The organism is Shimia sp. (assembly GCF_965227725.1).
Classification (GTDB): domain Bacteria; phylum Pseudomonadota; class Alphaproteobacteria; order Rhodobacterales; family Rhodobacteraceae; genus Shimia.
Window position 1 is genome coordinate 1,324,249 of record NZ_CBDDGH010000005.1, and the last position, 20,922, is coordinate 1,345,170.

General features: G+C 58.5%; 16 protein-coding genes and 2 tRNA genes. 5 read left to right on the plus strand and 13 right to left on the minus strand.

Annotation, left to right across the window (positions count from 1 at the left end):
• Nucleotides 1-234: 234 nt before the first annotated feature.
• Nucleotides 235-948 (plus strand): class I SAM-dependent methyltransferase, encoded by a 714-nt coding sequence (locus ACO07T_RS16795; RefSeq protein ID WP_422050329.1) that lies wholly within the window; start codon nt 235-237, stop codon nt 946-948.
• Nucleotides 949-992: 44 nt separating this feature from the next.
• Here ACO07T_RS16795 and ACO07T_RS16800 read toward each other — a convergent pair whose 3' ends face one another.
• The 3 genes from ACO07T_RS16800 to ACO07T_RS16810 form a co-directional block, all read right to left on the minus strand.
• Nucleotides 993-1,424, minus strand: a complete 432-nt coding sequence (locus ACO07T_RS16800; RefSeq protein ID WP_422050330.1) for an NUDIX hydrolase — start codon at nt 1,422-1,424, stop codon at nt 993-995.
• Between the two features lie 149 nt (nt 1,425-1,573).
• Entirely contained in the window at nt 1,574-2,836 is a 1,263-nt protein-coding gene (locus ACO07T_RS16805; protein ID WP_422050331.1) for an N-acetylmuramoyl-L-alanine amidase, read from the minus strand.
• Nucleotides 2,837-3,024: 188 nt separating this feature from the next.
• Nucleotides 3,025-4,176, minus strand: coding sequence for a pyridoxal phosphate-dependent aminotransferase (locus ACO07T_RS16810; RefSeq protein WP_422050332.1), 1,152 nt, complete (start codon nt 4,174-4,176; stop codon nt 3,025-3,027).
• A gap of 41 nt (nt 4,177-4,217) precedes the next feature.
• Between ACO07T_RS16810 and ACO07T_RS16815 the strand changes: the two genes are divergently transcribed.
• Together ACO07T_RS16815 and ACO07T_RS16820 are read left to right on the plus strand one after the other, a co-directional pair.
• The gene (locus ACO07T_RS16815) at nt 4,218-5,564 is read left to right on the plus strand and encodes a M48 family metalloprotease (protein WP_422050333.1); all 1,347 of its coding nucleotides are present in this window, start codon (nt 4,218-4,220) and stop codon (nt 5,562-5,564) included.
• Nucleotides 5,565-5,578: 14 nt separating this feature from the next.
• Complete coding sequence (locus ACO07T_RS16820) at nt 5,579-6,325, plus strand: DsbA family protein (RefSeq protein WP_209079299.1); 747 nt, start codon at nt 5,579-5,581, stop codon at nt 6,323-6,325.
• A 203-nt stretch (nt 6,326-6,528) separates the two neighbouring features.
• On the opposite strand, the gene ispG is transcribed toward ACO07T_RS16820, so the two are convergent.
• The 3 genes from ispG to hemA all read right to left on the minus strand — a co-directional run bounded on the left by ispG (nt 6,529) and on the right by hemA (nt 10,370).
• Nucleotides 6,529-7,659 (minus strand): flavodoxin-dependent (E)-4-hydroxy-3-methylbut-2-enyl-diphosphate synthase, encoded by a 1,131-nt coding sequence (ispG, locus tag ACO07T_RS16825; protein ID WP_422050334.1) that lies wholly within the window; start codon nt 7,657-7,659, stop codon nt 6,529-6,531.
• A gap of 167 nt (nt 7,660-7,826) precedes the next feature.
• Nucleotides 7,827-9,035 (minus strand): helix-turn-helix domain-containing protein, encoded by a 1,209-nt coding sequence (locus ACO07T_RS16830; RefSeq protein ID WP_422050335.1) that lies wholly within the window; start codon nt 9,033-9,035, stop codon nt 7,827-7,829.
• A 111-nt stretch (nt 9,036-9,146) separates the two neighbouring features.
• The gene (gene hemA / locus ACO07T_RS16835; protein WP_422050336.1) at nt 9,147-10,370 is read right to left on the minus strand and encodes a 5-aminolevulinate synthase; all 1,224 of its coding nucleotides are present in this window, start codon (nt 10,368-10,370) and stop codon (nt 9,147-9,149) included.
• A 224-nt stretch (nt 10,371-10,594) separates the two neighbouring features.
• On the opposite strand from hemA, the gene ACO07T_RS16840 reads away from it, so the two are divergent.
• The gene (locus ACO07T_RS16840; protein ID WP_422050337.1) at nt 10,595-11,977 is read left to right on the plus strand and encodes a M20/M25/M40 family metallo-hydrolase; all 1,383 of its coding nucleotides are present in this window, start codon (nt 10,595-10,597) and stop codon (nt 11,975-11,977) included.
• 139 nt (nt 11,978-12,116) lie between these two features.
• On the opposite strand, the gene ACO07T_RS16845 is transcribed toward ACO07T_RS16840, so the two are convergent.
• Together ACO07T_RS16845 and ACO07T_RS16850 are read right to left on the minus strand one after the other, a co-directional pair.
• Nucleotides 12,117-12,193 (minus strand) — tRNA-Asp (locus tag ACO07T_RS16845).
• A 66-nt stretch (nt 12,194-12,259) separates the two neighbouring features.
• Nucleotides 12,260-12,336, minus strand: a tRNA-Asp gene (locus ACO07T_RS16850).
• A gap of 225 nt (nt 12,337-12,561) precedes the next feature.
• Here ACO07T_RS16850 and ACO07T_RS16855 point away from each other — a divergent pair.
• Complete coding sequence (locus ACO07T_RS16855; protein ID WP_209063537.1) at nt 12,562-12,753, plus strand: hypothetical protein; 192 nt, start codon at nt 12,562-12,564, stop codon at nt 12,751-12,753.
• Between the two features lie 921 nt (nt 12,754-13,674).
• Here ACO07T_RS16855 and ACO07T_RS16860 read toward each other — a convergent pair.
• The 5 genes from ACO07T_RS16860 to ACO07T_RS16880 all read right to left on the minus strand — a co-directional run bounded on the left by ACO07T_RS16860 (nt 13,675) and on the right by ACO07T_RS16880 (nt 20,609).
• Nucleotides 13,675-15,045, minus strand: coding sequence for a type II restriction endonuclease (locus tag ACO07T_RS16860; RefSeq protein WP_422050338.1), 1,371 nt, complete (start codon nt 15,043-15,045; stop codon nt 13,675-13,677).
• Nucleotides 15,042-15,518, minus strand: a complete 477-nt coding sequence (locus ACO07T_RS16865) for a very short patch repair endonuclease (protein WP_422050339.1) — start codon at nt 15,516-15,518, stop codon at nt 15,042-15,044. The genes ACO07T_RS16860 and ACO07T_RS16865 overlap by 4 nt, the downstream gene beginning before the upstream one ends.
• Nucleotides 15,511-16,737: a DNA (cytosine-5-)-methyltransferase gene (gene dcm / locus ACO07T_RS16870; protein ID WP_422050340.1), complete on the minus strand. Its 1,227-nt coding sequence runs from the start codon at nt 16,735-16,737 to the stop codon at nt 15,511-15,513. The genes ACO07T_RS16865 and dcm overlap by 8 nt, the downstream gene beginning before the upstream one ends.
• 318 nt (nt 16,738-17,055) lie before the next feature.
• Nucleotides 17,056-18,441: an IS1182 family transposase gene (locus tag ACO07T_RS16875; protein ID WP_209101862.1), complete on the minus strand. Its 1,386-nt coding sequence runs from the start codon at nt 18,439-18,441 to the stop codon at nt 17,056-17,058.
• A gap of 656 nt (nt 18,442-19,097) precedes the next feature.
• Nucleotides 19,098-20,609, minus strand: a complete 1,512-nt coding sequence (locus ACO07T_RS16880) for a hypothetical protein (protein WP_422050341.1) — start codon at nt 20,607-20,609, stop codon at nt 19,098-19,100.
• Nucleotides 20,610-20,922: the final 313 nt, after the last annotated feature.

Here is a 20,922-nt window from a genome sequence, read left to right on the forward strand (position 1 = left end):
GAGGCGGGTCAAAACACCTCTCCGTTTCCACGCGCGAATATGCGCTGCGTCAACGGGCGGGATTTCGCAGATTGCCACGACCAGCGCCCGAACCGAGGGGCAGGAAGCAAAGCGCCCGCCCCGTGGGGGCGGTTCGGGCGCTGCCAAAGCAGGGCTTTGGCATATTTCCAAAGACCCCGCGTGTTCAGATGCTTATGCTTCTCCCCAAAGACGCGCAAATCAACGGCAGACCGGATGGACGAACTATATAGCGAAACACGGCTCATCGACGTCTATGATGTGATCAATGCGTCGCGCGAGGATTTCGACTTCTATCTTCGACAGCTCCCGCCACCTCCGGCGGTACTCCTCGACATTGGCTGCGGCACCGGCACTTTCGCATGCGAGATGGCCCTGCGTGGGTATGACGTCACTGCGATTGATCCTGCCCCTGCAATGATCGCTGCGGCACAACAAAAAGACAGCGCATTATTGGTCAAATGGCGCACGGGGTATGTTTCTGACCTTCCTAGCGAGCCTTGCTTTGATGCCGCTGTTATGACCGGTCACGCCTTTCAATGTCTTTTGACGGACCAGCAAATCACTGATCTTTTCCAGAGTGTTGCGCGGCGTCTGACACCCGGCGGCACGTTTCACTTTGAAAGCCGCAACCCGGCCGCGCGCGCGGGCTCAACTGGTCTCCTGAAGCCGCTGCGCCGCCTTTTGATCTGGGCAACGGCCGCACCGTTCAGGTTGTTCATAAGGTGTTGGAAGCCGCGCAAGGGTTGGTCACATTTGAGGAGCGCTATCACTTCAGCGATCTGCCAGAGCCTCTCTGCTCTCAAAGCACGCTGCGCTTTCCGGGCCTTGATCGCATTAAGGTACTGGCAGCCGCAGCAAAGCTCACAATCTCAAGCGTTTGTGGCAATTGGTACGGGGACGACTTCGCGCCAAACAGTCCGGAGATGATCTTTCATCTGTGCAAACAGGGCTAAAACCAAGACACCCGCGCCTCACCCCGCGTCGCGCTGCTCCAGATACTCCGCCAGCCGCGCTTTCATATTGGGCACCGCATTGGCCATCCGCAGATAGCGGGACACATCCCACATGCGCCAGGCCTGCCCTTCCTCACCCAGCCGCAGCCGGTTGATATCCAGATCCGGCACCTCAGCGACAAAGAACCACGTCACAACCTCCCCCTGCCGACCTGAGGCATAGCGCCGCCGATAGGTCAGCGCCCCTTCATCAAGCCGCAGTCCCAGCTCCTCACGCAGCTCGCGCAGGGCGCAGCTCTCGGGGCTTTCCCCCTTCTCACGCCCGCCACCGGGAAAATCCCACATGTTCGGGAAGGGAATGTCCGCATTGTCATCGCGCAGGATCGAGACCAGCTGATCGCCTTTCAAAATGGCCAGCTTGGCCCCCTCAAAATCGGTAAATTCGCGCATCGCAGCCCGCTCTTATGTTCAACTACCCCAGCCTATCACTCGACGGGCTTCTGCCCGGAAAGGAAAGCCGCACGCCTTCAAATCTCCGTGCATGGGCAAAGCTTCGCCGATCCGCCCTGCCTCGTCCAGCCCGTTCACTGCCACGCCGCTTACTGCCGAACCAACGCCCGCGCTGCCTTATCGTCCTCGACCCAGGCCATCAGCCCGTCACGCAAGCCCGCCGCCATCGCCGCGCGCCAGCCCGGATCCTGCAGATTGGCCAGATCACGTTGCGATGACATAAAGCCCAACTCCACCAGAACCGAGGGCACATCCGCCGCCTTCAGGACAGAAAAAGCACCTTCTCTCATCGGCTTACGATTCAAAGTTACAGTGCTTTCCTTCAGCGCATCCACCAAGGAGCGCGCCAGTCTGTCGGTGCGCGGCTCGGTCTCCATACGCGCCAGATCAAGCAGCACATCGGTCACCTCATCATCCGCGCCGGACAGATCCACCCCGGAGAGGATATCCGCCCGATCATGGCGCTCCGCCAAAAGGGCTGAGGCCGCATCGCTGGCGTCGTCAGACAGGGTGTAGATCGTGGCCCCCTTGGCATTGCCCTGGCTCAGGCTGTCAGCGTGCAGCGACAAAAACACATCCACCTGATGCTGATGCGCCAGCGCGACGCGACGCTCCAGCGAGACAAATTCATCCGCATCCCGCGTCATCACCACCTCAAAGCCACCCGAACGGCGCAGAAGATCCCGCAGCTCGCGCGCAAACAGCAGCATCAGGTCTTTCTCCTGCGTCTCGCCCCGCTCCGCCCCTGGATCAATCCCGCCATGGCCCGGATCAATCATCACTTTGGTTGGCGCCCAATCCGGCCGCGCCTCAGGCGCAGGCTCCGTGGCCGGCGCGGGCAGATCCCAACGCGGGTCATAAGGCGCCCCTGCACTTGCGGCAAACGCGGCCGCTTCGGTTGGGGTCAGCAACAGCGACAGGCGCGCGCGCCCCGTGGCCTCCGCCACCGCCATCTCAGCGCTTTGAACCTTCAGCGGCGCGGCCAGATCCAGCACCATGCGGCTCCAGCCCGGGCGATAGGCCCCAAAGCGCACCGCCGCTACCCCTTCGGCGGCCCCAAGCTCTGCGGCCTGCAGCTGCCCCCAGTCAATTTCGCGGAAATCCAGCACCACGCGGCGCGGCGCATCCAGCGTGAACACCCGCCAGGGCACCCCCTGGCTCAGGCTCAGCTCCAAGGCCGTGGCCCCGCGGCGTGCGTCAGACAGGCCGCTTTGCGCCACATCCAGCCGTGCCAGCGCCGAGAAGCCCTCTTCCTGCGCAGCCCCTGCCACCGGTGCCAGACACACAGTCAGCGCCAAAGCCGCCCCACGTGCCAAAGCCTGAATGCTGCCCGCTCTCTTGCCAAAAATCATGCTCGTTTCACCGCTCTTGCGCGTTCTTGTTGGCCAAAGCCTACACCAGCCGCGCGCCGCTCGCCACGACAGACTTGCGCGACCCAAGCGGCCTTCCTCTTGCCGAAAATATCCCGGGGTGAATTGGCCCGAAGGGCCAAGAGTGGCTGGCCCCTCCCCGCCCGTTCGCTACCTTGGTTCGGGCGATGCTAAACCGCCCCGCGCGCCGCCATGAAGCGTTGCAAGCGCTCCAGACCTTCCGCGATGTCCTCGCTGCTGCGCGCATAGGAAAACCGCAGCGTCTGATGCCCACGTACTGGATCAAAATCGAGCCCCGGCGTCACCGCCACTCCGGCCTGCTCCAGAATCTCCTGCGCAAAGGCGCGGCTGTCGTTGGTGTAATCGCTCACATCCACATAGACGTAAAACGCCCCGTCGGGTGGTGCGAATTTGGAAAAGCCCGCTTTGGGCAGCTCCTCGATCATCATGGCGCGGTTGGCGCGGTAGACCGCCATATTGGCTTCCAACTCGTCGTGACAATCCATCGCCGCCAATGCTGCCACCTGACTTGCGTGCGGCGCGCAGATAAACATGTTCTGCGCCAGCCGCTCAACCTTGCGCACGTGGTCCTCCGGCACCACCATCCAGCCCACACGCCAGCCGGTCATGCTGAAGTATTTGGAGAATGAGTTGATCACATAGCACTCATCGGTCAGCTCCAGCGCAGTGACCGCTTTGGCCTCATACTCAATGCCGTGATAGATCTCATCGCTGATGAAGGCGGCGTCTTTCTCCTGACAGAGGTCGATCAGCGCCCCCATGGCATCTTTGTTGAGCATCGTGCCTGTCGGGTTGGCCGGAGAGGCCACCATCAGCCCCTCAAAATCCATCGCGCGCAGATCATCGGGCACCGGCTGCAAACGGTTTTGCGGTGCGGTCTGGATATCCAGCGGCTCAAGACTCAGCGCTTTGAGGATCTGGCGATAGCTCGGATAGCCCGGCGCGCCAATCGCCACACGCTCGCCCGCGTCAAACAGCGCGGAAAACGCCAGCACAAACGCCCCCGAAGAGCCCGGGGTCACGATCACGCGGTTGGGGTTCAGATCGACATTGTACCAGTCGCCATAGAGCTGGGCGATGCGCGCGCGCAGCTCCGGAATGCCCAAGGCTACCGTATAGCCAAGCGCCCCCTGCTCCATCTGTTGGCTCAACGCATGGCGTGCGGCTTGCGGCGCGGCGGTGCCCGGCTGGCCCACTTCCATATGTATGATGTGGCGTCCGGCTTCCTCGGCCTGACGCGCCGCTTCCATCACATCCATCACAATGAAGGGATCAACCGCCCCACGTCTTGAGTTCCGCATGAATTTGTTCCCTAGTGTCGCTCATGAGGTTTCACCGCGAAATGACGGCGCCGTCAATCACCGCTTTGCGCATCCATGCCGTCACTCTGGTGACGCTGCTTGCCCTGTTGATCACCACCCCGATGGCCCGGGCGGTTTCGCTGATCCGCGACCCGGATATCGAATACGCCCTGAGCAGAATGGCCGCCCCCATTCTGACGGCTGCGGGCCTTGGTGGTAACGTCAAAATCCTTCTGGTGAACGACAACAGCCTCAACGCCTTTGTCGTTGATCCACAACATATTTTTATCCACACCGGCATGATCATGCGGATGGAAACGCCGGAGATGCTGCAGGCGGTGATCGCCCATGAGGCGGCCCATATCGCCAACGGTCACCTGACCCGCCGCATCGCCAATCTTGATTCGGCGCGCACCGCTTCAACCCTTGGTCTGGCGCTGGCGCTGGCCGCCGCTGCGGCGTCGGGCCGCGGCGATGTCGCCGCCGGTGTCGCGCTTGGCACCCAAAGCTCTGCCCTTCGGCAATTTCTCGCCCACACACGGGCCGAAGAAGCCTCCGCCGACCAATCCGCCGTGCGCTACATGGCCTCTGCCGGGATCGACCCTGCGGGCGCTGTCGATGTGCACCAGCTGTTTGTTGGCCAGGAGCTGTTGAATGTCTCCCGTCAGGATCCTTACATGCGCTCCCACCCGCTATCGCGTGACCGGGTGCGCGCCATGGAACGCTTTGTCGCCGCCTATACCGGCAAAAGCCGCCCGCAGCCGGAAATGGACTATTGGTATGACCGGGCGCGCTCCAAGATCACCGCGTTCATGCGCCCGACCAAATGGACCTTGCAACGCGCCAGTGAAAGCCGCGCTGACGACGTGCGCCACATGCGCCTCGCGGTGGCCTATCATCGCCAGCAGAACAGCTCTGAGGCGCTGGCCCATATCAACAAGGCCATCGCGCTGCGCCCAAATGATGCCTACTACTACGAGCTCAAGGGCCAGATCCTTCTGGAAAGCCGCCAGTTCCAAAGTGCCGTCACCGCCTATCGCAAGGCCGCAGAGCTTGAACCGCGCAATCCGCTGATCCTTGGCGGGCTGGGCCGCTCCTTGCTGACGGTGAACCGCCCCAAAGAGGCGCTCAAACATCTGGAAAATGCGCGCGCGCGTGACTTCCGCAATGCCAAGCTGCTGCGTGATCTCGGTTCCGCCTATGCCCAGACTGGCCAGCCCGGCATGGCCTCTCTGGCCACGGCAGAGCGCTATGCCCTTGCCAACCGCCTCAAAGATGCCGACATACACGCCCAACGCGCCCTGACCCGCCTGCCGCGCGGATCAAGCGCCGCACGCCGTGCTCAAGACATCGTGTCCGCTGCAAAGCGTGCCCAAAAGAAAAAGTGATGGAGAAACCCCTGATGAAACGCCTTTTCGCCCCCGCCCTCGTCGCCCTCGGGCTCAGCGCCACCTCCGCGATGGCCTTTGACATCGACAGCATGTCTGAAGAAGAGCGCGGCGCGTTTCGCGATGAAATCCGCGCCTACCTGCTCGAAAACCCGGAAGTGATCATGGAGGCCGTCGCCATCCTTCAGGCGCGCCAGGAACAGACGCAGGAGCAGGATGACCTCGCGCTGGTCGCGGCCAACACCGAGCGCCTGTTTAACGACGGCTACAGCTGGGAAGGTGGTAACCCTGAGGGCGACATCACGCTGGTGGAATTTGTCGACTACCGCTGCGGCTACTGCCGCAAGGCCCATGACGAGGTGGCCGAGCTGATCAAATCTGATGGCAACATCCGCTTCATCGTCAAAGAATACCCGATCCTGGGTGAAGCTTCCGAGCTGAGCTCCCGCTTTGCCATCGCCGTGAAGCAGAAGCTGGGCAATGAGTCCTACAAGCTGGCCCATGACGCGCTCATCAAAATGCGCGGTGACGTGACCGAGCGTTCTCTGACCCGCCTGTCCAAAGGCCTCGGTTTTGACGCCGCCCCGCTGCTCGCGCATATGAACAGCGACGAGGTCACCGAGGAGATCATGACCACCCGCCTGCTCGCACGCGACATGCGGATCACCGGCACGCCCTCCTTTGTGATGCAAGACGAGATGCTGCGCGGCTACGTCCCGCTGGAAGGCATGCGCTCCATCGTGGCCGACAAACGCGGCTAATCCGCACCGCCTTCTTTCCAAAAACAAAAGCAGCGGCCCGGCCGCTGCTTTTTTTGTGGCGCAGTGTTGCGCAACGTGCGGCGCGTTAAGCCGCCAAAGTCGCGATTTTGCACCTACGCAATACCGTAGGGATACCGACGCGATACCGACGTCCCGTGTTCGCCCCGTCTGGCGCCGTTAACCTTTGGCGCAAAAATCGGAACTTATTCCGCAGCCTCTGCTGCGGCCTTCGCCGCTTCCAGCTCTGCGGCCTTGGCTTCCACCTGCTCAACGATGTGTTCCACCATATCGTCGTTGGACATCCGGTGGCTCTGCCTACCGGCAAGATAGACCATGCCGTTGCCATTGCCGCCGCCGGTCCAGCCCACGTCGGTCATCAGTGCCTCACCCGGCCCGTTCACAACGCAGCCAATGATCGACAGGCTCATCGGCGTGTGGATGTGCGCGAGCCTTTCTTCCAATGTTTCCACGGTCTTAATCACATCAAACCCCTGGCGGGCACAGCTTGGGCAGCTGATGATATTGACCCCACGGTGACGCAGGCCAAGGCTTTTGAGGATCTCAAAGCCCACTTTCACCTCTTCCACCGGATCGGCACTCAAGCTCACGCGCAGCGTGTCGCCGATCCCCATCCACAGGAGCTGACCAAGGCCAATCGCGGATTTGATGGTGCCGCTGACAAAGCCGCCCGCCTCGGTGATGCCAAGGTGGATCGGCGCATCTGTCGCATCTGCGAGCAGCTGATAGGCGGCTGCCGACATGAACACATCAGAGGCTTTCACCGAGATTTTGAACTCGTGAAAATCGTTATCTTGCAAGATCTTAATATGGTCGAGACCACTCTCCACCATCGCATCCGGGCACGGCTCGCCGTATTTTTCCAACAGGTGTTTCTCAAGGCTGCCGGCATTCACCCCGATGCGGATGGAGCACCCGTGATCCTTGGCCGCCGCAATCACCTCTTTGACGCGCTTCTCATCACCGATGTTACCCGGATTGATCCGCAGACAGGCCGCACCGGCCTCTGCCGCCTCAATCGCACGTTTGTAGTGGAAATGAATATCCGCCACGATCGGCACGGGGCTTTCTTTTGTGATTTCTTTCAAGGCCTTGGTGGCGGCCTCATCCGGCGCGGAGATGCGCACGATATCCGCACCGGCCTCTGCTGCGGCCAGCACCTGCCCCAAAGTGGCCTTCACATCACCGCTGTCGGTGTTGGTCATGGTCTGCACGGCAATCGGGGCATCGCCGCCCACAGGCACATTGCCCACCATGATCTGGCGCGACTTGCGTCGTTCGATATTACGCCAAGGGCGAATGTGGTTCATCGACATGGCAGGCCCCCTCATCAGAGCATGGAAACAGCTTTCTGCCTATCTAGTCTCTCTGCACAGTCGGGGCAATGCACGATAAAGAAAAGCGCAGCCCAAGCTGCGCTCTGCCAATGTTATACCACGGAAAAGTCAGAGGATTTTACGACGCCTTGACGGCGGCAGGGCGCTTATTCCTCGCCCACCACCACATCTGTTGCCGCAGCCAGAGCGACAATACGGGCCAGCTCCGGATCATCATCCAGATCAGCTACTTGATACCCTTCTTTCAAAGCATCCATCGCCAGCGGCAGATCGCGCGCCACGCTGGTGCCCTCACCAGCTGGGCCGTAGATTTCGCCATTGAGCTTGAAGTAAACAGAGCCGCTCATGCCCGCGCGCAGGATTGGCGCCTCTTCCGTGGCGGGCAGCACATATTCCTCACCGGCGTTGAGGATTTTCTCAAACAGCACCGTGCCATCCGCTCCGCGCACGCGCACCCAGGCCGGGCGCACCGCCATCACGACGATCTCAGGCGCTTCTTCCTCTACCACAATCGGGATCGGACGATCTTCTTCCGGCACGACAGCTGCGACCAGCTCAGGCACTTCCGGCGTGAACACACCGATGTTGTCCGGGTTCAGCTGGGAAATCGGCGCATCGCGCGCTACCAGCACAGGCACATCCAACGCCTGAGGGCGATAGAGACGGTCCAGCGCCTCAGAGGGCGCAAACACGCCTGCCCCGGCTTCCGCAAGTTCCGCGCCCTCAAGATCATCGCCTTCATTGGTCGCACGGGCCGCGCCTTCCAGCGGGTCCAGATCACTCAGCACAACAGGCGTCTGCTCCACAGGGGCCAAAGTCACCCGCTGTATTTCATTGAGCACCGACCAGCCGCCATAGCCAATCCCTGCAATCAGCGCGAGCAAGACCACCGAGGATCCGATGGCGCGCAGCTCTATACGGGACAGAAGGGATTCCTGGATCGGCGTGAAGGGGGCATTGGCACCGGAGAAGGGATCACTTGACACAATAGGTGCCGCCTTCTCCGTTTTGCGCGCGCCGGAGGCCTCCGCAGACATGCCATGCGCTGTGGTGAAACCGCTTTCTGCACAGAAGGTGTCAAACGCCTGCTCAGGGTCCATGCCGAGGTAACGCGCGTAAGAGCGCACATAGCCCGCAATAAAGCCCGGCGTTTCAAAAGCGGATGGATCGCAGTTTTCGATGGCAGCAACGTAACTTGCGCGTATTCGGAGCTCGCGTTGCACATCCAGCAGCGACTTGCCCAAAGTCGCCCGTTCGCCCCGCATCATATCGCCTAGGCTCACGGCAAAGTCGTCGTAACCTTTCGGTCCCTCGGATACCTCTTCGGTATCGCGCTTGGATCTGCGCCCGATCATCCCAAATGCCTCGTTTAGCAACGCCGGTCCGTTCTTCCCCCGATTCGGACCGATCCCCTTGTTAAACAATACTATACCATATGTGGTATAATTGAGAACAATATGTGTTGGTTAACCTGCCAGGTCGGCACGATTCAGCGCACAGTGACTCCAGAGTGCATCCAAAGCATGCACAAGCGCATCAATCTCTTTCGGACCATGCACAGGCGACGGTGTGAAACGCAGGCGTTCTGTGCCGCGCGGAACCGTCGGGAAATTGATCGGCTGCACGTAAATTCCATAGTCGTCCAGCAGGTGATCAGACAGGATTTTGGTGTGCACCGGATTGCCCACAATCACAGGCACAATATGGCTGCCATGATCGATGATCGGCAGGCCCAAACCTTTCAGGCGCAGCTTCAGGATCTTTGCTTGCGTCTGATGACGTTCGCGCAGCGCCTGATCGGTTTTCAGATGCGCAACAGAGGCCGCAGCACCGGCTGCCACAGCAGGTGGCAGAGATGTGGTAAAGATAAAGCCTGGCGCATAAGACCTTACAGCATCACACATTTTTTCAGATGCGGCAATGTAGCCGCCCATCACGCCGTAAGCTTTGGCGAGGGTGCCGTTGATGATGTCGATGCGATGGGCAAGGTTGTCACGCTCGGTCACGCCACCGCCGCGCGGGCCGTACATGCCAACCGCATGCACCTCATCAATGTAGGTCAGCGCGCCAAATTCATCCGCCAGATCGCAAAGCGCCTCGATCGGGCCAAAATCACCATCCATGGAGTAGACAGATTCAAAGGCGATCAGCTTGGGCGCTGCCGGATCATCAGCCTCAAGCAGGCTGCGCAGATGGTCCACATCATTGTGCTTGAAAATACGCTTCGCCCCGCCGTTACGGCGCACGCCCTCGATCATGGAGGCGTGGTTCAATTCGTCGGAATATATGATTAATCCCGGGAAGAGTTTTGGCAAAGTACTTAAAGTTGCATCGTTTGCGATGTAGGCGCTGGTGAAAAGCAGTGCTGATTCTTTGCCATGCAGATCCGCCAGCTCCGCCTCAAGACGCTTGTGATAGACGGTCGTGCCGGAGATGTTGCGGGTACCGCCAGAGCCTGCACCAGTGGCATCAACAGACTCGTGCATCGCCTCCAGCACCACAGGGTTCTGCCCCATGCCGAGATAATCGTTGCCACACCACACGGTGATCGGGCGCTGGGTGCCATCAGGACGGGTCCATGTGGCATGCGGGAAATGACCTTGCTGACGTTCGATATCAATGAACGTGCGATAGCGCCCTTCTTCGTGCAAACGATTGAGAGCGTCATCTAGCTTTGCAGTGTAATCCACAGTGGCTTTCCTTTTTCCCGGCCAGATCATCACGGGGATGGAACTGACTGAATATTAGAGCTGTTCTAAACCTCAACAGCGTCTTGGGCAATGGGTAGCAAACTGACAAAGTGTAGCACTTTGATATCGATCAATGTGTTAACGCCCCGCTCTGGACACCCCAGATTCGAATGTTACGGTTTGCGCAAATCGCTGCACCCGTGGCGCATAGAAAAGGAGTTCCCATGACACTTGATCCAGTCCTCTTCCGGATTGACGCAAATATGCCAGAGGCCATCGAGCGTTTGTTCGATTTGCTGCGCATCAAGTCGATCTCAACCGATCCGGCTTTTGATGCAGATGTCGAAGCGGCCGCCGACTGGCTGGTGAAAGATCTGCAAAGCCTTGGCATCGCGGCAGAAAAGCGCATGACCACAGGCCATCCAATGGTCGTGGGCCATGTGGACGGCCCCAGCGAAGACAGCCCCCATATCCTGTTTTACGGCCACTATGATGTGCAGCCAGTGGACCCGCTGGAACTCTGGGACCGCGATCCATTTGATCCAGCTCTTGAAGACACCGACGCAGGCCAAGTGATCCGCGCCCGCGGCGCCTCTGATGACAAAGGTCAGCTGATGACCTTCGTGGAAGCCTGCCGAGCATGGATCGCAGAGCATGGCGCCCTGCCCTGCAAAATCACGTTCCTGTTTGAGGGCGAAGAAGAATCAGGGTCTCCAAGCCTTGTGCCCTTCCTTCAGGAAAACGCCGAAGAGCTGAGCTGTGACATCGCGCTGATCTGTGACACCGGCCTGTTTGAAAGCGCCGTGCCCGCGATCACCACCATGCTGCGGGGTCTCTTGGGGGAAGACTTCACCATCACCGGCCCGTCGCGTGACCTGCATTCCGGTATGTACGGCGGCATCGCGATGAACCCGATCCGCGTGCTGAACAAAATCCTTGCGGGCCTGCATGATGAAACCGGCGCGGTGACACTTGATGGCTTCTACGATGATGTGCCCGAACTGCCTGACGACATCCGCGCGCAGTGGCAGGGGCTGAACTTTGACCACGCCACCTATCTCGGCGATGTGGGCCTTAAGTCACCCGCCGGTGAGCAGGACCGCACACCGCTGGAGCAAATCTGGTCACGTCCAACATGTGATGTGAATGGCATCTGGGGCGGCTACACCGGCGATGGCTTTAAAACGGTTCTGCCCTCACAGGCCTCCGCAAAGCTGTCTTTCCGTCTGGTCGGCCAGCAGGATCCGGACAAGATCCGCGCGGCCTTCCGTAGCTATCTGGAGAGCAATCTGCCCGAAGGCTTCACCGTGGAGTATCGCACCGAGAAAGGCTCTGGTGCGTCCCATATGTCCATTGACGATCCGGCATTCGAAAAAGCCCGCAGCGCCCTGAGCGACGAATGGCCCCGCCCTGCCGCCTATGTGGGCTGTGGCGGCTCGATTCCAATCGCAGGCTACTTCAAAGAGATTCTCGACATGGACTCGATGCTGATCGGCTTTGGCCGCGATGATGACCAGATCCATTCTCCCAACGAAAAATATGATGTGGAGAGTTTTCACAAAGGCACCCGCTCCTGGGCGCGAATCCTTGAGGCGCTCACACGCTAAGACCCTAGAATCATGTAAGAATCAGAAACGCGCCCTTTGGGCGCGTTTTTTCTGTGGCGGGTCAAAGATGTTGCAACAAGGCGCAGATAATGCGCGCTTAGAAGCGACCAGATCAACCAACTTTTGAGGGAGGAAGAAGTGGCGCGGTTGACGGGGCTCGAACCCGCGACCCCCGGCGTGACAGGCCGGTACTCTAACCAACTGAGCTACAACCGCGCATATATCTTCGCCTTTCGGCATGACCCTTTACCCGAAGGCACCCAAGGTCGGGGCTGACAGCGGTGGCGCGGTTGACGGGGCTCGAACCCGCGACCCCCGGCGTGACAGGCCGGTACTCTAACCAACTGAGCTACAACCGCTCGCTGCTCGCTGTTTGGCGTGTGCCCCTCAGCGTGTGGTGGGGTTTATGCTGAGCGCTTAGGCGCGTCAAGCGGATATCCGCACGAAAATCGAAGAAATTTCACAAGCCCCTGCCAACCCGTATTTTTTCCGTTATGCACGACGTCGGGTTCGCTTTGAGCAATGACGGTTTTGTGATTAGATAGGCGCACTCGATTCAATTGCTTTTTGAAGGACAAAACAAAATGAAACCGATTTATGCTGCCCTTTGCATCGCCGGCCTGACCCTTGCAGCTTGTGGCCAACAAGAAGAGCCGGCCCCGATCACTGTACAGCCAAGCTTTGACAAAGCAGGCGACGCAAGCTGCCCAGGTGGCTATGAGCTGCAGAGCACCGAAACCGGCGCGCTGATCTGCTCCCCAATCGTCGCAGGCTAATTCAGAGCCAAGACGTGTTTCACACCTTAAAGCGGCCCTCTGGGGCCGCTTTCTTGTTGGGCGACCCTTCAAGATTACGGGCTCATGCCCCTCCCCTGAGGCAGCGTCCAGCCTGAACAAATCCTCAAACGCCCGGACTCATTCCGCCACGGTTATTCAAAAATGCCCTTAGGCGAAGCACCTGATAGCGCGCCTGCCCGACTCGCGACCCTCGTGAGGAATCTCGCCAGCCCGCCCATGCGATGAACGAAAGGCGGAGCGCGATTCCAAAGACCAAACGGTGCAGCAGTGAGGAAGAAAAAGGAAGCAGCAAAAGCCAAATGTCAGCAACGCCATATGGCGTCCGGTAGAGCTACATTCTGAAGGAGAATGGTGGGTCGTGAGAGGCTCGAACTCCCGACATCTTCGGTGTAAACGAAGCGCTCTACCCTAATCCGCACAAGTACCAAGGCTATGTCAGCCACTGCCGCCACCCGCATCAAGAGACCAAGATGCCTAATGTTGTCAGTGCCTTACCTCTAACTTAAGCGCAGGCCGACTGCAAGTCCGCGCTCGCCACAATCAGGTTTTCAGCGCCTTCCCAACGCCCCGAATTGCAGCCCAACTACAGCGGAGGCGCAGCGCTGCAAAGTGAGCAAAGGGGGGTATGGGGGCCTATAATTGGTGCCCAACACTTAGATGCTCTCTCGAAAAAATGTGCCGCCAATTTTCAATTGCGACCCTGAGCCGACCTTGGGTCTGGATGACCTCGCCGTGGGGCAGCTTCACCGAAACGGTCGTTCACGCGTCGCGCAGCTTTTCTTACGGTCAAAATCCTCAGCGTGGACCGAGACCGTCGTGCGCGCTGCGCCATTGGAAGTCCAGTTCTCCTGTCTGTTCAGATTTCTCCTGCCAACTTTGCCTAAACCACCGGCCACCGCACTACCCCCAAACCACCAAATTCGGCTGCACCACTTCATCGCAGAAGCGCCGCAAGGTTAGCACGTTCGCGTGGTCGGCATATTCGGTCTCTTTGGCGTCCATAAGGCTTTCGGGGATCACGAGTTGCACACCGATGCTCGCCATATCCTGAATTGCATTCCCCGCGATGTTTTCATCGACCGTGGTCAGATAGAGTTGGCGCTCTCCTTTCTCGCGTTCGACCTGTTTCCAGCGTTCTCGAAGGGTGGTTTTGGCGCTCAGGATCAGACCGGTTGCGGCAATGGCTTCGCCGCTGCTGATGAAGTCCAGCGAGGGAAGAATGAAGTCGGGTCGCTTCTTCGCTTCGATGACCACCTGCTTTTCGAACGGGATTTTCCCGCCGCTCAGCATCGCTTCGATATGGTGTTCATAGGAATAGCCCGCCCGTGATTTCCGCTGCTGACTGGCCGAAAGCATCAGCGCATCAATCCGGGGCAGTTCATTGATCAGCTGCCGGATGGTCTCAGCGACGGTCATATCGCGTGGAACATCTCCAAGGACGATACGTACCAGTTCGACCGCCCGCTCACGACGCTGAAAGTCGCGGAACATATCCCACTCGATGCTCCGGCTAATTTCACGTAGCGCGTCACCGGGGCGCTCGATGGCAAAAGGATCGAGGCAATCCAGACCGTGGATCTCCAGGTAACGGGCCCGGGCGAGTCTGGCCAGCTCCTCGGTTTTCGGCATGGCCGCACGAGCGCGACCGAATTCGACGATTGTGTCTGCTTTCCAAGCCGCGATCAGTTCTTCCGCGAAATCCAGAACACGGTCCTGTTCCCGTGCCCGGACATCGGCGGGCTGAAACTCATCGATCAGGAAGTCCGGCGTGATATCGAGATGCATCAGAAGCAAGTCGGCTTCGTCGCTGGCGGAATCGACGGTCAGGCATTCGTAGATAGTGTTTTCACCCTGCCGATACCGCCCCATCACGAGGAAAGAGGCTGGAGAAAGATGCTCAAAGCACTCTTTCGGCAGGCGCGTCATATGCGTCTCGGGGCCCTTGCTAGTGTAATGCACGATCCGGGTAAGTTTATTGCGCTCATCTTCCGAAGCTTGCGGCCAGAGCGTCTCGAACCAGGCCTCCCGGATCGGGGCCGCATCCGGATCATTGCGCGCCTTGACCTCCAGCGGCGGAAAGAACCCGCCTTCGCGCTGTTCCGCCGGGATATAGACCCCGGCTTGGTGCTTGTTGGCGTAACGCGCCCAGTCCCGGTCATTATTCGAGAGCTTCTTGACCAGAACCCGCTCAGCCCGACCCAGAAGATCCGTCAAAAGCCCGGCCTGCCCGCCGCCGTCATCCTCAAAATCGAAAATACCTTGCTCGCTCAACTCAAATCGCCTGTTTCTGTGTGCTGGCTCTCGAGAGTCAGCCTTTGGCGCTCAGAACATATCCATCGGGCCAAGGAGTCAATCACTGCTTCCAGCGGCAGTTTGCCTCGTCCTTTCAAAGCGCATTCCCAAACCGCAGCGACACGCCAGCCCGACGCGATCAGAATGTCGATGTTCCGCGCGTCCCGCTCGATGTTGCCGGTAATCTTTGCGCGCCAGAACTGCTGCCGCGTTGCGGGCCATCGAAACAGCGGGCAGTCATGGCCATGCCAGAAGCAACCATTCACAAAGATCACGGCACGGTGCTTTGGCAGCACGATATCGGGCCTTCCCGGCAGTTTCCGATCATGGAGCCGATAGCGAAAACCACGGGCATGCAGCGCGCGCCGGATCAGCATTTCCGGTTTGGTGTCAGTCCCCCGGATCGCCGCCATGTTGCGGCTGCGGGTTTTGCTGTCGTGAACGTCAGTCAACTTTCTTGAGCGGTTCAGCACGCGTCAGCGCGAGGATGTACGGAGCCATCACCTTTGCCACCTCGGCAAAGACAGGCACGGCCACCGAGTTGCCGAACTGTTTGTAGGCCTGCGTATCCGAGACCGGAATCCGGAAGTCATCCGGATAGCCCATCAGGCGCGCACATTCGCGTGGCGTCAGGCGGCGTGGGTTGTTGCCTTCGCCCCGACTCACCAGAATTTCAGAGCCATCCTTGTAATATCGGGCCGAAAGCGTGCGCGAGATGCTGTCCCCGTCCACCATACCAAAGCCGAACCCATTCCCCTTGGCCTTATGCTTCGCGGCATAGCCTTGCAGGTAGGCCCAGAGCTTGTCGGACAGTGTGTATTTGTCGCTGACCACGGCGTCCGGCCCCACTGTGAAATGACCCTCGGGCTGTTCCGTGCCATTTTCAGGATGCAGAATATGACGCATCCGTTTGGTGCCGTATGCAGGTAGATGCACGTGATCGAAGCTGAACCCGGTAGCTTCACGGAAGCCGACCATCACAATCCGTTCGCGGTGCTGTGGCACGAAATGCCCGGCATCAATGATCCGGGTCTCCAGCGTGTAACCCAACTCCTCCGCCAGCTTGCGCCGGATCACCTCGAAGGTCCGACCTTTATCGTGGCTTTTCAGGTTCTTAACGTTCTCCAGCATAAAAGCCGCAGGGCGATGATGCATGAGGATCCGTAGTACATCGAAGAACAATGTACCCTGGGTTTCGTCATCAAAGCCATGCGCCCGGCCAAGCGCGTTTTTCTTGGATACCCCGGCGATTGAAAAGGGCTGACAGGGAAAGCCCGCGACTAGCACGTCATGCGCGGGAATATCTTCAGCAACGACCTCCCGGATATCACCCTCCGGAACGCGATTGTCGGGAAAGTTTGCCATATAGGTCTGCTGAGCAAATTTGTCCCATTCCGAGGTGAAGATGCAGCGCCCACCCGCATTCTCCATCGCCCTCCGCAGGCCTCCAATCCCGGCAAAAAGGTCGATGAAGGTGAAGGTCTTTTCCGCTTTGCCAGCATCGCGCCGCCGCTCGACCTCCATGTTCAGCAGGCGCATTACACTTTCACGGGGGGGTTCCTCACCGCGCTTCCAGCGATAGATGTGACCTTCTGAATAGCCAAGAATGCGCGCGGCCTCTGGCACAGTGTATCCGGCCTGCGCCAAGAGTGTCGAAAAGTCAGCCTGCATGTACCCGCATCCCTCTGGGAACTTTTCTAACACTATGCATGATTTTTCACCATTTTCAAGAACAAACGACGAAGTTGTGCGGCTTATTCTGCCGCCCAACTAGCCGAGGTGCTCCATCAAGACCATGCCATCACGGATAGCGACTGCCACCCCCTGCCTTCCCATGCCGTGTGGGGGAGGATTGCCATGCGGTCCCCGCTCAGACCGGACGTAGGCGCTAGGAGCAGCGAATGGCCGCTAAGAGCCGATTCTGTTGAAAAACAACGTGTTGCTGATGCAGAAATTGATGAGCTGAACCGAGCGCGAGCGCCTTTCTGGTCAGGCTTTGCGCGTTTGCTGCGGCGCAGGAAAGATCTTGGCCAATTTGCGGAGGTTCTGGGCGGTGGCGGCGAGGAGGAATTCGTCATTGGCACCACATGGTCCGCGTAGTCGGAGCCGTCCCAGACCGAGGATGCGTTTGAGGTGGGCAAAGAGCATTTCGACCTTCTTTCTGAGTTTCATCGAGATGTCGTATTGGCGGGTTTTGGCGATCTCGCGGGCGACTTGACGAGCGTCTTCGTGCTCTTCGCGGGTGATTTTGCGCGCATCGGCATTAGGGCAGCATTTGGCTTTTGATGGACAGGCCTGGCAAACTTCTTTCAGGGCGCGGTAGCGGGCCGTGCCCTTGCCGGTTGGCCCTCGGTTTGGGTCAGAATAGTTGCGGCGGAACTGCTTGAGTTCCTGGCCCTCAGGGCAAATGTATTGATCGTTTTCTGCATCCCACTCGAAATCCGCCCGCGTCCAAGTGCCATCGTTGCGCCCGGACTTGTCGAAGACCGGAATGTGCGGGGCGATGTTGCGGTCGACAAGCCAGCCCAGGAGCGGCCCGGTGCCATAGGCGGTGTCCGCGATCAGGCGCTCCGGATGCAGATCGAACTTCGCTTTCACGCGGTCCAGCATCGTCTTGGTCGATCCGACCTCTGCCTGCCGGATTGATCTGGTGCCTTCCACGTCGATTATAACCCCGTGATCCGTGTCGATCAGGTAATTGTCGGAATAGCTGAAGAAAGCAGGCCCTTTACGCGCTGCCGTCCATTGGCTGGCAGGGTCAGAATGCGAGGTAAACTTGGGTTGCACTTCGCTCGCAGCTCCGAAAGCCGCCTTATCCAGGGTGTCGAGATATTCGCGAACCGCACGAGGCGCATCTTCTGGATCGATGGTTGATGCATCCCATTCTTCTTTTGGCGTTGAATTCTGCTTGTTGGCATCGGCTTCGATCAGGCTGGCATCGATTGCCATGCGCTGACCGCTGACCAGACCTTCTTCGATGCACCGCGCGACAGTCGTCTCAAAAAGGTGGCGCAGCAGTTCGCTCTCGCGGAAGCGCCCATGCCGGTTCTTGGAGAACGTCGAGTGATCCGGGATACGGTCATTCAGATCGAGGCGGCAAAACCATCGATATGCCAGGTTCAGATGCACCTCTTCGCACAGCCGTCGCTCAGAGCGGATGCCGCAGCAATAGCCGACCAGCAGCATACGGATCAGCAGTTCAGGATCGACCGATGGACGACCGGTGTGGCTGTAGAAATCCGCGAGATGCACTCGAATGCTGCTCAAATCGACAAAGCGATCAATCGACCGAAGCAAGTGATCTTGGGGCACGTGGTTCTCCAATGAGAACTCATAGAATAGCGACGCCTGCGCTTCCTGCCTCGGTCCCAACATCGCTCTATCCTCCCACCCATTGGAAGAATTGAATCAGCAGTTCATGCACCGATCAAGGATGAGTTTTTCAACAAAATACGCCCATATTGACCCGCATGCATGGCATCTGCTCGCTTCGATTCGCTGACAAGCCCAGCCTTGCCAAAACAGACAGATACGGCCCACAAGGGGCGAGGCTTACGCCCCGCCCTTCGCGATATTGTCCCGCTTCCAGAGAGGTTGCAGGTTTGTGTAGTGGCAGAGTTCGATCAGATGATCTAGCGACCGGGCTGCCGACAGAGGAATGATATGATCAACCTCCCATTGCCCGTAACGCTCCCATGTCATGCCTTCGGCAAACTGCGCACCAATGTGCGCTCTAAGGGTCTCTTGTGAGCACCCCAAGACCAGCGACGGACTGGCACGCCCCTTGAGCACCTTGCCGGACCTATTCTGAACAGACCGAAACATCCGATACGAAGGGTCGGCGGCCCGAAGCTCCCGCTCCCGCACTGTCGACTTCTCAGCATTGCACTGCACGCACTGACCGTTGCTCACATAGCGTTTCGCCAGATGCCCGAATTCGCATGGACGCCCGGTCTAGAAACGAGAAAGGCCGCACATGGCGGCCTCTTGACGAGTTGGGAACCACGGTTCCGATGTTATGTCGAACGGCATTAGGCAGCCCTCCCAACAAGGCGACCTTCAAGCCGATCCAGCATCTCTCGCTGCCTTTGGTCTTTCGCCTTCACCGGCCCGCTGTTGACCCGCCCGGAGAGCAGCCAGTTCAACAAAAGGTTCCGCATCCGCTGCGACGGCATGTAGAGCGTCACCGGTCGCCGTGGCGTGTATGCCCTCCCAGAGCCATTCAGCCCGCCAACCCGGATCGCGGATCGGAACAGCCACTGAACCAACTCTGTGAGCGCATAGGCATCCGCAAAGTTGCGCCCTTCCTCAGAGTTTCTTTCCATGCCGAGAAAGGTCACAAGTTGTGGATTTGGATGCTGATCATAAAGATACACGGCTGTTGCGCATCCGATGTGCTCATTGGTCCCGCGTGTCGTGTTCGGCACAAAGGTTACACCCGTTGTACGCCAGACTTCCTCAAAGGTCTCCGTGTCATTGTTGAAGACCTCTTCTTTCGTTGCCCGCCCGAACATCCTTGTGTGCTTTGCAAGACGACCTGCCTTTGGCTTTTGCTTGTTGACGTTCCCGTGCCAAAGGTCTCGCGCACAAGTCAGCATGACCGTATTGAGAGCCACTCCATACAATTCAGTGTCACGGAGCTTGCGTAACTTCTGACCAAACGATGAGCATTGCGCATGGGTCTTAATCGACTTGAGCTGAGCATTGTGTGACCATGCTTGCCCTTCAAGTTCAGGAACCGACTTCACCGTTAAAGCGTTGGCGACATCTTGACGCCATGCCGCCTCCTCAGCTTCGCCTAACCGCTCCACCTCAAAGGTGAACGTACCCGGTCGATCCTTCTGCAGCTTTCTGAGGAACTGCAACAAAAGTGATCCTTCCGAGAGGTAGGTGTAAATGGTGGTGGACTTGGGCCTTAGCAACAGCTCAGGCGGAAACGCCAAGACAAAGAGTTTCTCACCCAGTCGGTAGAGCCCGCCAGACTTGGCCTTTTCGTACAGTGCCGGACTGAATGTCTTGCACCCATTTTGATATTGTTCGTCCCAAAGAGGCGTCGGAACAATACGGCCATCTGCCAGTTCTTCTGCAAGCCCAAGACCGAGGTAAGCCATGTCAAAGTCGGCCTTCTTCACAGACTGGTCAATCTGAAACGGATCGATGACTTCATCGATTGTCAGGTTGTAGTCATCCAACAGGTGTCCCACTGAAACCTTTGGTGCTTTGTCGCTCTCAAAGACTTCGCACTGGACAACTCCGGTCGTTTGAGTGGCTAGAGTGCCAAGCCGGTAAAATAGTGCATGAGTACACGCAATCGACTTGCCCGCTCGGATGAGCTTCTCGCAGTGATCACTCTTGCTGGATGCAGAGTTTTGAGGTTGCGTCAGCAGAAAGCCGGAGCTTTCTCGCGCATTTGCGATGAAACGCTCAACTTCACTTAAATAGGGGACAACTGCGATGTACTTCTCACGCTTATCAAAGCTGTTGTTGATGCGTGTGGATTTGCCATAGCCGCAAGGCATATCGACAATTCGGATATGTGACATGGATTGCTCCTGTACTTGGCCCACTGGACCTGTCTTTTTTGGGGAGGGCGCTCTGTCAGTTGCAGAGCTGATGGGATTGCCTTTTGCGGGCGTCCGGGGAACATTCCCGGACAGACAGGAAGGTCAAACCAAGTTGAGAACTGGACCCAACCAGTAACTTCCCCTACAGGTGAGACTAATTTTACTATTTAAAATCAAATAGTTAAACCAACATCACTCCACTAACAATGGAGCAATGACATGGCCTAAGTTGGACCTCACCGAAAATCGGTCCGTACAACAGGACGCTTACTCTGTCTGTGAACGGAGGGGT